The organism is Streptomyces sp. NPDC048507 (assembly GCF_043199995.1).
GTDB lineage: Bacteria > Actinomycetota > Actinomycetes > Streptomycetales > Streptomycetaceae > Streptomyces.
The window spans coordinates 74,546-87,767 of the sequence record NZ_JBICWZ010000008.1 but is presented as its reverse complement, the minus strand read 5'-3'; the positions used below and the strand labels follow the sequence as shown (position 1 = coordinate 87,767).

The 13,222-nt window shown below is 74.2% G+C and carries 12 protein-coding genes and 1 tRNA gene; 7 read left to right on the top strand and 6 right to left on the bottom strand.

Going from position 1 to position 13,222, the window contains the following annotated elements; genetic code table 11:
• Positions 1-12: 12 nt before the first annotated feature.
• The 3 genes from ACGFXC_RS22890 to ACGFXC_RS22880 all read left to right on the top strand — a co-directional run bounded on the left by ACGFXC_RS22890 (position 13) and on the right by ACGFXC_RS22880 (position 2,464).
• Positions 13-885 (top strand): zinc-binding dehydrogenase, encoded by an 873-nt coding sequence (locus tag ACGFXC_RS22890; RefSeq protein WP_393715533.1) that lies wholly within the window; start codon positions 13-15, stop codon positions 883-885.
• Positions 886-913: 28 nt separating this feature from the next.
• Positions 914-1,402 (top strand): RidA family protein, encoded by a 489-nt coding sequence (locus ACGFXC_RS22885; RefSeq protein ID WP_393715531.1) that lies wholly within the window; start codon positions 914-916, stop codon positions 1,400-1,402.
• A gap of 81 nt (positions 1,403-1,483) precedes the next feature.
• Complete coding sequence (locus ACGFXC_RS22880) at positions 1,484-2,464, top strand: endonuclease/exonuclease/phosphatase family protein (protein ID WP_393715529.1); 981 nt, start codon at positions 1,484-1,486, stop codon at positions 2,462-2,464.
• A gap of 13 nt (positions 2,465-2,477) precedes the next feature.
• Here the strand turns inward: ACGFXC_RS22880 and ACGFXC_RS22875 are convergent, their stop codons facing one another.
• Positions 2,478-2,753 carry a hypothetical protein gene (locus ACGFXC_RS22875; RefSeq protein WP_393715527.1) on the bottom strand — a complete coding sequence of 92 codons (276 nt, stop codon included), beginning with the start codon at positions 2,751-2,753 and terminating at the stop codon, positions 2,478-2,480.
• A 216-nt stretch (positions 2,754-2,969) separates the two neighbouring features.
• Entirely contained in the window at positions 2,970-4,178 is a 1,209-nt protein-coding gene (locus tag ACGFXC_RS22870; protein WP_393715525.1) for a cytochrome P450, read from the bottom strand.
• A 249-nt stretch (positions 4,179-4,427) separates the two neighbouring features.
• On the opposite strand from ACGFXC_RS22870, the gene ACGFXC_RS22865 reads away from it, so the two are divergent.
• A tRNA-Arg gene (locus tag ACGFXC_RS22865) sits at positions 4,428-4,500 on the top strand.
• Between the two features lie 16 nt (positions 4,501-4,516).
• Here ACGFXC_RS22865 and ACGFXC_RS22860 read toward each other — a convergent pair.
• The 3 genes from ACGFXC_RS22860 to ACGFXC_RS22850 all read right to left on the bottom strand — a co-directional run bounded on the left by ACGFXC_RS22860 (position 4,517) and on the right by ACGFXC_RS22850 (position 9,531).
• Positions 4,517-4,795, bottom strand: coding sequence for a hypothetical protein (locus tag ACGFXC_RS22860; RefSeq protein ID WP_393715523.1), 279 nt, complete (start codon positions 4,793-4,795; stop codon positions 4,517-4,519).
• 99 nt (positions 4,796-4,894) lie between these two features.
• Positions 4,895-6,733, bottom strand: coding sequence for an MFS transporter (locus tag ACGFXC_RS22855; RefSeq protein WP_393715521.1), 1,839 nt, complete (start codon positions 6,731-6,733; stop codon positions 4,895-4,897).
• 104 nt (positions 6,734-6,837) lie between these two features.
• Positions 6,838-9,531, bottom strand: coding sequence for a hypothetical protein (locus tag ACGFXC_RS22850; RefSeq protein ID WP_393715519.1), 2,694 nt, complete (start codon positions 9,529-9,531; stop codon positions 6,838-6,840).
• A 272-nt stretch (positions 9,532-9,803) separates the two neighbouring features.
• On the opposite strand from ACGFXC_RS22850, the gene ACGFXC_RS22845 reads away from it, so the two are divergent.
• The 3 genes from ACGFXC_RS22845 to ACGFXC_RS22835 all read left to right on the top strand — a co-directional run bounded on the left by ACGFXC_RS22845 (position 9,804) and on the right by ACGFXC_RS22835 (position 12,136).
• Positions 9,804-10,544, top strand: coding sequence for a GPP34 family phosphoprotein (locus ACGFXC_RS22845; protein WP_393715517.1), 741 nt, complete (start codon positions 9,804-9,806; stop codon positions 10,542-10,544).
• Between the two features lie 277 nt (positions 10,545-10,821).
• Entirely contained in the window at positions 10,822-11,709 is an 888-nt protein-coding gene (locus tag ACGFXC_RS22840) for a helix-turn-helix domain-containing protein (RefSeq protein ID WP_393715515.1), read from the top strand.
• A gap of 214 nt (positions 11,710-11,923) precedes the next feature.
• Positions 11,924-12,136, top strand: a complete 213-nt coding sequence (locus ACGFXC_RS22835; protein ID WP_351817959.1) for a DUF397 domain-containing protein — start codon at positions 11,924-11,926, stop codon at positions 12,134-12,136.
• Positions 12,137-12,280: 144 nt separating this feature from the next.
• Here ACGFXC_RS22835 and ACGFXC_RS22830 read toward each other — a convergent pair whose 3' ends face one another.
• On the bottom strand, positions 12,281-13,141 hold the full coding sequence (locus tag ACGFXC_RS22830; RefSeq protein WP_393715513.1) for a hypothetical protein: 861 nt from the start codon (positions 13,139-13,141) through the stop codon (positions 12,281-12,283).
• Positions 13,142-13,222: the final 81 nt, after the last annotated feature.

Here is a 13,222-nt window from a genome sequence, read left to right as displayed (position 1 = left end):
GAGGAGAGAGCCGTGAAGGCCTTCGTGCTGTGCCCGGACGGCCGGCCCGCCGTCCTCGACCGGCCCGTGCCCCGGCCGCGCCCCGGGGAGGTCCTCGTACGGACCACCGCGGCCCTGGTCTGCGCCTGGGACGGGCACCTCCCGGCCGCCCCGGGCGTCCCGGCCGGGCTGGGCCACGAGGCGGTGGGGGTGGTGCGCGCGGTCGGGCCGGGGGTGTCCCGGGCGTACCTCGGGCGGCGGGTGGCCGCCGAGGGGCAGGGCCGGCTCGCGGAGTACTTCCGGATACCGGCGGGCGGCGGGGCCGGGCCGGTCCCGCTGCCGGACACGATCACCGACCACCAGGCCCTGTACGCGGCCGGGGCGCTGGCCACCGGCTTCGCCGCGGCCGAGGAGGCGGGGGTGCGGGCGGGCGCCAGCGTCGTCGTGTTCGGACAGGGCGCGGTCGGGCTGAGCGCGACGGTGGCCGCCGGGCGGCTGCGGGGCGCGCGGGTCATCGCCGTGGAGCCCGAGCCGAAGCGGCAGCTGCTGGCGCTGCGGTTCGGGGCGGACGTGGTGGTGGACCCGGCCTACGAGGACGCGGCCGAGCGGGTGCGGGAGCTGACCGGCGGGGCGGGCGCCGACCGCGCGATCCTGGCCACCGCCGCACCGGGCGCGGCCGCGGCGGCCCGGGCGGGCACCGCGGCGGGGCACCGCGTCACGCGGGCCCGCTGCCGGGCGGCCGGTAGCGGCGGGCTCGGGCGGATGCTGGGGCTGATCGGGGACGGGCTGCTGGATCCGACCGTGATGACCACCCACGCGTTCCCCTTCACCCGGGTGGAGGAGGCCTTTCGGCGGCTTTCGGCGCGGGAGCCGGGCATGGTCAAACCATTGATCCATTTCCCGTGACCGTCGACCGTCTCCCGAGGAGCCCGCCGTGACCGCGCACCCCACCACTCCCGAAGAGCGCCTGGCCGCGGCCGGGCTGACGCTGCCCCCGGCCCCGGCCCCCGTCGCCGTGTACGTACCGGCGGTCGTGAGCGGCCACTACGTGTACACCTCCGGCCAGCTGCCCATGGTGGACGGTGAGCTGACCGTCACCGGGAAGGTCGGCGCCGAGGTCGAGGCCGAGCAGGCCGGGGAGCTGGCGCGGCGGTGCGCGCTGAACGCGCTGGCGGCGGTCGCGTCGGTGGCCGGGGACCTGTCCGCCGTGAAGCGGGTGGTGAAGGTGGTCGGCTTCGTCGCGAGCGCCCCCGGCTTCACCGGCCAGCCGGGCGTGGTCAACGGGGCGAGCGAGCTGCTCGGTACGGCCTTCGGCGACGCCGGCATCCACGCGCGGAGCGCGGTCGGGGTGGCGGTGCTGCCGCTGGACGCGCCGGTGGAGATCGAGATCACCGTGGAACTGCACACCCCGATGGGGGTGTGAGGGCGGGGGGCCCGAGGGGGCCCGGGGGGCCCTCGGGGGGCTCGGCAGAACCTCGGCGGGGTGCCGCGCGTCCTCGGGTGCATGACCCCGCGTTCCCCTCTCCGTCTCCGCCCGCGTCCGCCGCGGCCCGTGGCCGGCCGGTGGCCGCGCGGCGCGGTCACCGCCGGCCTCGCCCTGCTCGCCGCCTCGGTGATGCTGCTGCACCGGTGGATCCCGGACGGGGCCGGGGCCGGGCACGCCCGCAGCCTCGTACAGACCTTCCTGCCCTGGACCGGCCTCGCGGTGCCGCTGCTGCTGGTGGTCGCGCTGGTGCGGCGGTCCCGGCCCGCCGCGGCGGCCGTCGCCGTGCCCGCGCTCGTGTGGGGCCTGCTGTACGGGCCCGTCCTGGCCGGGGGCGGCGGGCCCGGCGGCCCGGCCGACCTGAGCGTCGTCACCCACAACGTGGACGACGCCAACCCCGACCCGGCGGCCACCGCCCGCGCCCTCGCCGCGTCGGGCGCGCAGCTGATCGCGCTGGAGGAGCTGACGCAGCCCGCGACGGGCGCGTACGAGCGGACTCTGGCCGCCGGCCACCCGTACCACGCGGTGCGCGGCACGGTGGGGCTCTGGAGCACCTTCCCGCTGCGCGAGGTGCGGGCGGAGCCCGTCGTGCCGTGGCGGCTGGTGCTGCGCGCCACGGCCGACACCCCGCGCGGGCCCGTCACCGTCTACGTCGCCCACCTGCCCTCCGTCCGGCTGGGCGCGGCGGGCTTCACCACGGGCCGGCGGGACACGGCCGCCCGTGCCCTCGCCGCCGTGCTGCGGGCCGGTCCGGACCGCCCGGCCCTGCTGCTCGGGGACTTCAACGGCACCACGGACGACACCGCGCTGGCCGGGGTGACGGATCGTTTCACCTCGGCCCGGACGGCGCCGGGCGCGGGCTTCGGCTTCAGCTGGCCGGCGGCGTTCCCGGTGGCCCGGATCGACCAGATCCTGGTCCGCGGGCTGACCCCGGTCTCGGCGCGGACGCTCCCGCGCACCGGCAGCGACCACCTGCCGATCGCCGCTTCGCTGCGGTTCTGAGGGCGCCCCGGCCTCAGGGGCCCGTCGTGGGCGGCGGCAGGGGCGGCCAGTGCGAGGGGGTGGGCGGGGCGGGGTACGGCGGCCAGGACGAACCGTACGAGTGCTGCGGCCGCGGCGCGGGCGTGCTCGGGGCGAAGGGCCCCAGCCGGTTGGTCACGAGGATCATCAGGGTGCCGGTGAGCAGCAGGCTGACGATGATCAGCGTGAGCCCGACGGGGTTGCGCGGGTTGTAGTAGTAGCGGTTCGTGCCCCACTGGCTGCGCTTGAAGACCGGCTCGTCGTCGCGCACGCCCCCGCCTCCCCGCCCCCGTCGGTACGACCGCCACCGCCCCGGGAGCCGTCCGCGTGTCCCCCCACCACGGCGCCCGGGCGGCGGCGAACCCCCCTGCGCCCCGATCCTCCCCCGCGCGGCCGGGCCCGCGCACTGCCGGAGCCCGGCAGAGTTGCGCGCTCCTCGGTGCCGGTCGGTGCCGGTCGGAGGCCGGTCGGACGCCGGTCGACGCGGTCAGGCCGTGACCGGCAGCTCCCGCAGGGCATGGAACCGGAAGGTCGTCGTCCAGCGCAGGTCCCCGGCCGGGGCCGCGAGCCGGAGCCCGGGAAACCGGTGCAGCAGGGTGGTGAGGGCGAGGGTGATCTGCGTCCGGGCCAGGGCGGCGCCGAGGCAGTGGTGGAGGCCGTGCCCGAGGGCGAGGTGCCCCTGGTCGGCGCGTGCGATGTCGAAGCGGTCGGGCCCGGCGTACCGGGCGGGGTCGCGGTGGGCGGAGGCCAGCGCGAACAGCACGGTGTCGCCGGCGGGGATCCGTACGCCCCCGATCTCGACCGGCTCGGTCGCGAAGCGGCGGATGGCGGTGTGGTTGGGGTGGGAGTGGCGCAGGAGTTCCTCCACTGCCGCGGGCATCAGCCCGGGATCCGCGCGGAGGGCGGCGAGTTGGCCGGGGTGGTTGAGGAGGGTGAGCAGCCCGCCGCCGATGAGGTGCTGCACGTTCTCGCTGCCCGCCATGAGGATGAGGAAGGCGAGGGAGACGAGTTCGTCCTCGGACAGGCGGTCGTCCTCGTCTCGGGCGGCGATCAGGCCGGAGAAGACGTCCTCGCCCGGGTCCGCGCGGCGCGCGGCGACGAGGCCGACGAGGTAGCGGTGGATCTCCCCGATGGCGGCGGCGAGTTCCGCACGGCCGGGGGGCGCGAGCATGGTGGCGACCCACCCGGAGAACCGCCCCCGCTCCGGCTCCGGCACGGCGAGCAGGTCCCCGATGACCTTCAGGGGCAGCGGTGTGGCGAACTCCGCGAGCAGGTCGGCCGATCCGTCGGCGCCGATCCGCCGCTCCAGCCGTCCGGCGAGGCCGTCGACCGCCTCCTGCACGCGGGCGCGCAGCCCTTCGACGTGCCGGGGCGTGAACCCCCGGGACACCAGGCGCCGCAGCCTCAGGTGGTCCTCGGCATCGAGGTTGAGCAGGTTGGCGTCCAGCGCGGGCGGCAGCGAGAACCCCTTGAAGCCGGTCCCGGAGTGCCGCTTGTCGACGGAGAGCCGCGCATCGGCCAACCCCCGCCGCACATCGGCCTCATGGGTCACCAGCCACACGGGCGCCCCGTCGGGCAGCGCCACCCGGTGCACGGACCCCGCGGCGCGCAGCCGTGCGTAGACGGCGTACGGATCGGTCCGGAACTCCTCCCCGAACGGCTGGGACAGGACGTCCGCCTGGGCGGTATGACTCACGGTTTCCCCCACATGCTCCACTGCCCCGGCCGGCCCGGACCGGCCCACCGGCTCCCCGGCCCCACGCTACGCCCCGCCCGGCGCACCCCGGGCCCCGTTCCGCCGCACCTCCGCCGGGCCGAGAACTCCGCCGCGGAGCTCCGCCCCGATCCGCTACCCTGTCCCTGGGCTGCCCCCGTGGCGGCCCAGGACCTCGCAGAGACCGACCGGACGGCCCACAACGCCCCCGGCCCACTCCCCGCGGGGCCCGCCTTCGTAGCTCAGGGGATAGAGCACCGCTCTCCTAAAGCGGGTGTCGCAGGTTCGAATCCTGCCGGGGGCACAAGGGCAAAGGGCACCTACTGATTCAGTAGGTGCCCTTTGACGTCCACAGCTGACGGCAACGGCGGCGGGCGGGGCGGCTGGCGCGGGGCGTCAGCTGAGGCCGCGGGTGCGTTCGCCGATGCGGTCGCCCTGGGGGTGCCGGAGCGCTTGAGGGCGGCCTTGGTGTGGGCCCCGCCCTTCACCTTGCTCCGGACCGGACCCTCGAAGCCGTGACCCGGCGTGTGCGGCAGCTGGAGCTGCTCCGTGGCCTTCGCGATCGCCCCGTGGACGTCGTGCTTCTGCTCTTTGCTCATCCCGTCGTCAACTCCCTCGGGAAGCACCCAATCGGACTACTCGGATCGTATGCAGATATACCGGGCACTGCACCCGGGCGGCGGGCAAAGAATCCGGGATCAAGGGCGCGGCGGAGCGGGCCGGTCCCGGGGGCCCTGGGCCGTGCGGACCAGTTCCTCCGGGCAGGGCGTGCCCCGCGGGAGCTGGTACTTCGCCGCCACCCGGTACTCCCCCGGCGCCGGGGCCAGCAGCTCCGTCCAGACGTCCCCGGCGGCGTCGGGGGCCGCCTTGAAGAGGCACCCGGAGGTGTTGGCGTACACCTTGGGGGTCGTCGGCCCGGACGTGCCCCGCGCCTTCGAGGCGGGGGTCTCCTGCGGGGGCTCGACGGCCTTGCCCGCCGCGTCGACCAGGCCCAGCCACGGCGAGTGCGGGATCCGCACCAGCACCCGGCCCGGTGCCCTGACGTCGATGACCAGCTGGTCGGCGCCGGCCCGGAGCACGGTCGCGGGGCCGGCCACCAGGTTGGTCGGGTCGACCACCCGCAGCAGCCGCCAGTTGGCGTCGCTCCACACCTCGCTGAGGTACGGGAGCCCCGCGCCCACCAGCTTCGCCTCGGCCTCGCCGCCCGAATCGGGCTTGTCGGCGGGCAGCACCACGTAGTGCACGGCCCAGCGCTCCAGCCAGGCCCGGTAGCCGTCGGCGGTGAGGGTGCCGTCGTAGAAGAGCGGGTTGCGCTCCAGGTCGGCCTGCCGGTTCCAGCCGCGCGCGAGGTTCACGTACGCCGGGAACGCGGAGGACTCGCGGTGGCTGCTGGCGGGGACCACCTCGACCCGGCCCCGGTCGGCCCCCGCCCTCTGGAGCTGGTCGACCAGCGGGGCCAGCTCCCGGTTCCAGGCGGCCACCGGGGTGGTGCGGACGATGTCGGTGACGCTGTTGGTGGTGATCCAGGCGGTCAGCCCCGCGAAGGCCAGCAGCAGCGCGTACCGGTGCCGCGAGCGCGGGACGGCGTACGGGAGGGCCGCGAGCAGCACGGCCCCGCCGAACAGCATGACGAGGCGGGTGACGTTCGAGCCGACCTGGGAGTCGATCGCCCAGGTCAGGAAGACCCCGAAGGCGTAGACGGCCGAGGCGATCCGCACCGTCTTCCACCCCTTGGGCACCAGGAAGACGATGGCCAGGCCGAACACGAACGGCAGCCAGGCCGAGCCCAGCTTCATCGGCTGCGTCCCCGAGAAGGGGAACAGCCAGGCCGAGAGCCCCACGACGGCCACCGGAGCCAGCCCGAGGGCGTACGCGCCCGGCCGGCGGCCGCTCAGGAACAGGGCGGCCGCGATCACTCCGAGGAAGAGCCCCGCCACCGGACTGGCGAGGGTGGCCAGCCCGGCGAGCGGCGCGGCGACGGCGGCCTTGGCCCAGCGCCGCCGGGCCCATTTGCGGGGCCAGCAGAACACCGCGGCGACGGCCCCGAGCGCGAAGAGGACGCCGAGCCCGAAGGTGACGCGGCCCGACAGCGCGTTGCAGAGCAGGCCGTACACCCCGGCCAGGGCGGGCCACAGGGGCCGCCGGACGGCGCCGCGACAGCGGGTGAGGATCAGGGCGAGGAGGCCGGCCGAGGCGGTCCCGGCGATCATCATCGTGGTCCGCACGCCGATCATGTGCATGACGTACGGGGACACGACGCTGTACGAGACGGGGTGCATCCCCCCGTACCAGGCGAGGTTGTACGCCGTGTCGGGGTGGCGCCCGACGAACTCCGCCCACGCGTCCTGCGCGGCCAGGTCGCCGCCGCTGTTGGCGAAGCTGAAGAACCACACCACGTGCAGGACGGCCGCCACCGCCGTGGCGACGGCCACGGGGTGCCGGTGCGCCAGGGCGAGCGCCCGCGCGGGCGCGCCGTACGGCCCCGGGGACGCCCCGGCCGGGCCCTGCCCCTGCTCATCCCGCTCAGCGGTGGTCACAACCGACGCTCTCTCCCGACCGACCCGACCCGATACCCCGGCACCCTAGACGTGCCGCGGCGCCCCGGGGTTGCCCGGGGCGCCGCGGAGCACCTGCGGCCGGATCAGCCGATGCGGGTCAGCTTGCTGCCCACGCCCGGTGCGGCCAGCTCCCGCTGGAGCGCCACGGGGACCTTCACCTGGCTGGCCCCCTCGCCCACGGTCAGCACGCCGACCCGGGTTCCCGCCTTGGCCGTCTCCGGGATCTTGGTGCCGCCGTCGCCGAGCTTGAGGGCGACGCTCAGCGAGGACCAGCCGACCGCCTGGACGTCGGCGGTGGCGACGACCGGGGTCCGGCCGCCGAGGCCGTCGTCCACGTAGCCGACCACATCGCCCTTCTTCACGACCGTCGCGCCCTCGATGGACTTCTGGGTGGCCACCAGCAGCGTCTTGCTCGCCGCGATGACGCTGTCGATGATCGGCGGCTTGTGCTGGCCGAGGACCGCGCCGACGATCAGCTGGTTGGTGTCGCCGACCTTCTTCTGGGCGGCGAAGAGCAGGTTTCCGCCCGCCTTGGTCGTCGTACCGGTCTTGATGCCGAGCGAGTCGTTGTACGGGACCAGGCGGTTCCAGTTCGGCCAGGTCTTGCCCGACGGGTCGACCCAGCTGGGCATGCGCGTGATGTCCACCAGCGCCGGGATCTCGACGATCTTCAGACCCAGCTTCACCTGGTCCTCGGCGGTGCTGACCGTGGTCGCGTCCAGGCCGGAGGGGTCGGTGTAGGTCGTGTTCGTCATGCCGAGTTCCTTGGCGGTGTCGTTCATCTTCTTGACGAACGCCTCCTGGGAACCGGCGTCCCAGCGCGCGAGCAGCCGGGCGATGTTGTTGGCCGACGGGATCATGAGGGCGGCGACCGCGTCGTACGCGGAGATCTTGTCGCCCTCCTTGACCGTGTTGAGGGTGGACTCGTTGTCCGACTTGTCCTTCTGCCCCTCGGTCTCCGCGGTCTTGTCGACGTCGATCATCGCGCCCTTCTCACCCTTCTTGAAGGGGTGGTCGCGCAGGATGATGTACGCCGTCATCGACTTGGTGACGCTCGCGATCGGCACGGGCTTCTGCTCGCCGGAGGAGCCGATCGTGCCGAGACCGGCGGCGGCCATGGAGGCCTGGCCCTCGGTGGGCCAGGGCAGCTCGGGCGCCCCGCCGGGGAAGGCGTACGTCGACTTCGCGGTCATCGCCAGCTTCGGCGCGGGCAGCGGGCGCACCAGCTGCACGACGGCGAGCACGATCGCCAGGAGCAGCACGATCGGCGCGTAGATCTTGAACCGCCGGACCGCGGTGCGCAGGGGGCTGGGCGGCGGGGGCGGGTTGTTGGTCAGGTCCGCCAGCATGTCGAGCGGCGGCCTGGGGGGCAGCGGCTGCTGCGTGGTGCGCTCGCTGGAATCCAGCCGGGCGGCGGCCGGCGGGGGCGGCGGGGTCGCTGCCGCGGGCTTGGGGGCCGGCCCCGGGGTGGCGGGCTTCGGCGGGGCCGCCGGGGCGTCGCCGCGCAGCGGCACGAAGGTGCTGGACCGGGCGTCGCCCTTCCCGGCCCCGGCCGCCTTCTCGTCCGCGGCGGGGGCGGAGCCCGGCTTCACCGCGCGGAAGACGGCCGTGCGCTCGCCGTCGGCGGGCCCGGCGTCCTGCTCCGCACCGGCGGGCTCGCCCGTACGCGGGTCCCGCGCGGGCTTCCCGGCGGCGGCGGGGGCGGAGCCCGGCTTCACCGCGCGGAAGACGGCCGTGCGCTCGCCGTCGGCGGGCCCGGCGTCCTGCTCCGCGTCGGCGGGCTTGCGGTCTCCGGCCGGACGTGTGCCCGGCTTCACCGTACGGAAGACGGCCGTGCGCTCGTCGGCGGCCGCCGGCTCCCCGTCACCCTCCGGAGCGGAAGCGGAATCCGGTACGGCGACCCCGAACGCGGTCGTGCGGACATCGGCGGCCGGCTTCCGCGGCGCCTTCGGGGCGTCCGCGTCCGGCTTCACGGCGCGGAAGACCGCCGTGCGCTCGCTGTCGGCCGACTCCGGCTCCTGCGGGGCCGTACGCGGGTCCCGCGCGGGCCCCTCGTCCCCGTCGGAGGCCGAAGCGGAATCCGGAACGACGACCCCGAACGCGGTCGTGCGGACATCGGCGGCCGGCTTCGGCGCGGCCGCATCGGCCTCCGGGGCCTGCGGACCGGGCTCGGGCTCGGACTCAGCGGCGGCGGCCTTCGGCTCGGCCGCGGGCTCCTCGCCCTCGGGCTTCGCGGCCTCGGGCTTCGCCGTCTCGGGCCGCTCGGACGCGGCGGGAGCCGGGCCCGGCTTCAGCGCGCGGAAGACGGCCGTGCGCTCGTCGGCGGCCGCCGGCTCACCGGCGCCCTCCGGAGCGGAGGCGGAAGCGGAGTCGGAGGCGGAAGGGGAATCGGAATCCGGTACGACGACGCCGAACGCGGTCGTACGAACGTCGGCGGCCGGCTTCCGCGCGGCCGCATCGGCCTCCGGGACCGCCGGGACCGCCGGGGCCTCCGGCTCGGCCACATCGGGCTCCGCCGGCTGCTCCGGCTCCTCGGGACGCTCTGCCTCCGGCGCCGAAGCGGAATCCTCGGCGGGCTGCTCCGCCGCCGCGGTCCGGGCATCCTCGGAGGAGGCCTGGCGGACCACCGCGGGGGACGACGGCTCCGGGACCTCGTCACCGTCGGCCGCGTCCTCGGACCGCGCCGACGGCCCGGAGGACCCGCCGGACTCGGTGGTCGCGACCCACGCGGCCACCGCCTCCTTCAGCGGGTCGCGCCGCGCCGGCGGCTGGAACACCGAGAGCCTCGGATCCCGATCCGAGGAGGACTCCGACGCCCCCGACGCTCCTTCATCTACCGACTTGTCGGGGGACTCGCCCGCCACCGTTCCTCCTCGATCGCCGTCCGGTCGCTGTCCGAACCGTCTAACAGTGTCCCGTCTAGGGGGCATCGCCCCCGTGCTAGACGAGAACGACATAGCTGCAGGTTCCCCCGCAAAGCGGCCAGGCGCTCTCGACAGATGAATGTGAGAGGCGTCACCCTGTCACTCATCCACGCGGGGAGGCATGGATGGGCAGGAGCCGCAGAACAATTCCAGAGGAGCTTTTGCTGCTCGCCTTGGACCCGGCCACGGGAACCACGGCGCAGCCGCAGTCGCTCGACCTCGGCCTGGCCGGGGCACAGCTAGTGGAGCTGGCTCTGGCAGGACGGATAGCCCCTGACGGGGATCGTATCGCCGTGGTGATGCCACGGCCGACAGGAGATCCGACTTTGGACTCCGCACTGGAACTGCTGCGCAGACGCGGCAGCCCGGTACGGGCCGTCCACTGGATCGGCGGACCCCGGCTGGGGCTCCGCCAGATTTACCTCGCTCACCTGGAGCGCTGCGGCATGGTGCACGCCGTCGCGGGACAGATGTGCGGGGTGCTGCCGACGGTTCGCTACCAGGCGACCGACACGGCGATCAGCCGGGAGATCCGTGCCCGGCTCGACAGTGCGATCCGCACCGGCGTACCGCCGGACCCGCGGACCGCGGCGCTCGCCGCGCTGGCCCACGCGGTCGGACTCGGCAAGCACCTGTACCCCGGCAACGAGGGGCGCTCGTCCAGATCCCGGCTGCGGGACCTGATCCGGCACGACCCGATGGGCGGTCTCGTGGCGCACGCCGTCATGGACGTCCAGAACGGCGTGGCCGCCCAGCCGCGCCGCGACAGGGCTCCGGCCCAGCCGGCCGCCCGGGCCGCGACGAGCGGCGGGGTTCCGCTGCAGCCGCGCCGGACGGGTGCGATGGCCCGCGCGGTGGCCCACTGATCCGCGCACCGGTCCGCCCGCAGCACACGTACGACCCGTACGACCCGCGACACCCCTGATCCACCAGCGGGGTACAGATCACCGTGACCGGACGTCCCCCAAAGACCCGGCACGGAAGCCGCCCGCACGCGGGGTGGCGGACCGGTGAGCCGGTTCCGCCACCCCGCGTGCTGGTTTCCCGGCCGTTCCCCAGCGCCGTCACACCCTTCGGTGGCAGTCTGCTGAACATCAGACACGCAGCGAGACAGCGACAGAAGAAGGCGGAGGTGCCGTCCCCGTGGCGTCCAATGTCAATCCCACCGTCCGACGCCGCCGACTGGGCATGGAGTTGCGCAAGCTCCGTGAGGACAAGGGCATGACGGCCGAACAGGTCGCCGAGCGCCTCCTCGTCTCCCAGTCGAAGATCAGCCGGCTGGAGAACGGCCGCCGGTCCATCAGCCAGCGCGACGTGCGCGACCTGTGCGAGGTCTACGAGGTGGAGGACCCCCGGCTCGTGGACTCGCTCATGCAGATGGCCAAGGACTCCCGCCAGCAGGGCTGGTGGCACGCCTTCGGGGACATCCCGTACAGCGTCTACATCGGGCTGGAGACCGACGCCGCCAGCCTGCGCACCTACGAACCGCAGATGGTCCCCGGCCTGCTCCAGACCCCCGAGTACGCCCAGGCCCTGATCCGCGGCGCGCTGCCGGAGACGGCCCCCGTCGACGTGGACAAGCGCGTCCAGGTCCGCATGCACCGCCAGAAGCGGCTCTCGGAGACGGACAACAACAACCCGGACGTCGGGCCGCTGCGCCTGTGGGCGGTGATCGACGAGGCGGCGCTGCGCCGGCACGTGGGCGATCCCCAGTTGATGATCCGGCAGCTGGAGTTCCTGATAGAGCAGTCGCAGCAGCCGTACATCACGGTGCAGGTGATGCCCTTCTCGATGGGCGCGCATCCGGGGGTGAACGGCCAGTACGCGATCCTGGAGTTCCCGGACGCCTCCGACTCGACGGTCGTGTACATCGAGGGCGTCACGAGCGACCTGTACCTGGAGAAGGCCAACGACGTCCAGAAGTACTCGGTGATGTACGAGCACCTGCGCGCCCAGGCGCTCAACGTCGACCAGACCAGGCAGTTCATCTCGGAGATCATCGACAACTACGCGGGCAAGACGGCGAAGTGACGGCGGTGGCCGTGCCGTCCGCAGCGGCCCTTCGGGCCGAGGAGGCCGGTACGGTACACCGTCGGTCCCCGGCCGCAGAAGGCCTGAATGGAATATGCCACCCGGTCGAGTGAATGCCTCCTTCAGCCCTCGGGAGGTGCCGGTAGCGTCGATCACGTCGGTCAGGCAAGGGGCCGGCAGGAACCCGGAACTACTCGCTGAACCGGAGAACATCATGGCTATTCGTCAGGGCGCCACGGAAATCTGGACCAAGTCCTCCTACTCCGGCGGGAACGGCGCCTGCGTCGAGGTCAAGTCCCCCGTCATGGCGGCCATCGCGGTCCGCGACTCCAAGGTGCAGGACGGTCCGTCCCTCACCTTCGCGCCGGCCTCCTGGACCTCCTTCGTCGCCGACGTCACCGAGGGCCGGTCGGGGCGCCTCGCCTGAACGTTTCATCCCCCCACCCGACAGCATGTCCGGCACCACTGATCAAAGCCCTCTCGACCGGTCCGCCGTCCTGGCCGAGGGGGCTCGGTCATGCCCGCCCCCGGCCTGCGGAAGCGGCCGGCGGAAGCGGCCGGCGGGCCGCCGTCAGCGCAGCCGGTCCACGTACAGGTCGGTCCCCGGCACGGTCGGGACGAACGGCGCGACCAGTTCCACCCGCCCCAGCCCGGACTCCGCGACCTCCGTGTCGAGCCCCTGGAACCGGTCCCAGCAGCTACGCGGATCGGCCTGGAGGAACCACAGCAGGGTGAGCCGGGTGTCGACCCCCTCGACCTGTTTGACGTAGGTCATCCGGTCACCGGGCAGCGGCGTCGGCCGGAAGACGGTGACCATGGCCGCCGGTGAGCCGGCCAGCCGGCGCGGCAGGATCCGCGAACGCAGCAGCTCCAGCAGCTCCGCCCGCCGTGCGGGGTCCTCGGCGTCGACGACCTGGAGGACGAGCCCCTCGTACGGGTGGTCCAGGGCGTGGAAGTCGCGGGGTCCGGCGGCCCCGTCGCGGTAGACGGTCGCCTCGTGGTCCTGGAAGGCCGTGAAGACGTGCGTCCGCTCCTGGTAGACGCGGCCGTCCCGGCCCAGCCGCTTGTTGATGCCGACGGTCCACTTCATGTGCTCGTCGTAGCGGCCCTCGGTCACCCAGTACGTGGACAGGTAGCAGCCCGCGGTGACGGGCTGGGCGACCGCCGACTTCTCGGGGTAGCGCAGTTCCCGGAGGTCGCGGGTGGCGACCCAGCGGCGGCCCGCGTACATCCAGGGCATGGCCATGGCGCCCGCGTAGTAGTGGTCGTCCTCGTACCAGCGGTTGTACGCGTACTCGTGGCCCGGGTGCGGTTCCACCATGGTGATGAGGGCGTGGCCGGGGCGGACCCCGTACGGGCCGACGGCCGCCAGCTCCGCGTAGTCCCCGGCGCGGGTGTCCTGCGGGGCGCTCTCCCGCTCGTCTGTCGTCATGACACCGGTCTATCTGATGCGGCGTCAGTTGTGGAGGGGGCGGGCGCCGCTCACTCCGTGGACAGTAGGTGCCATCTACAT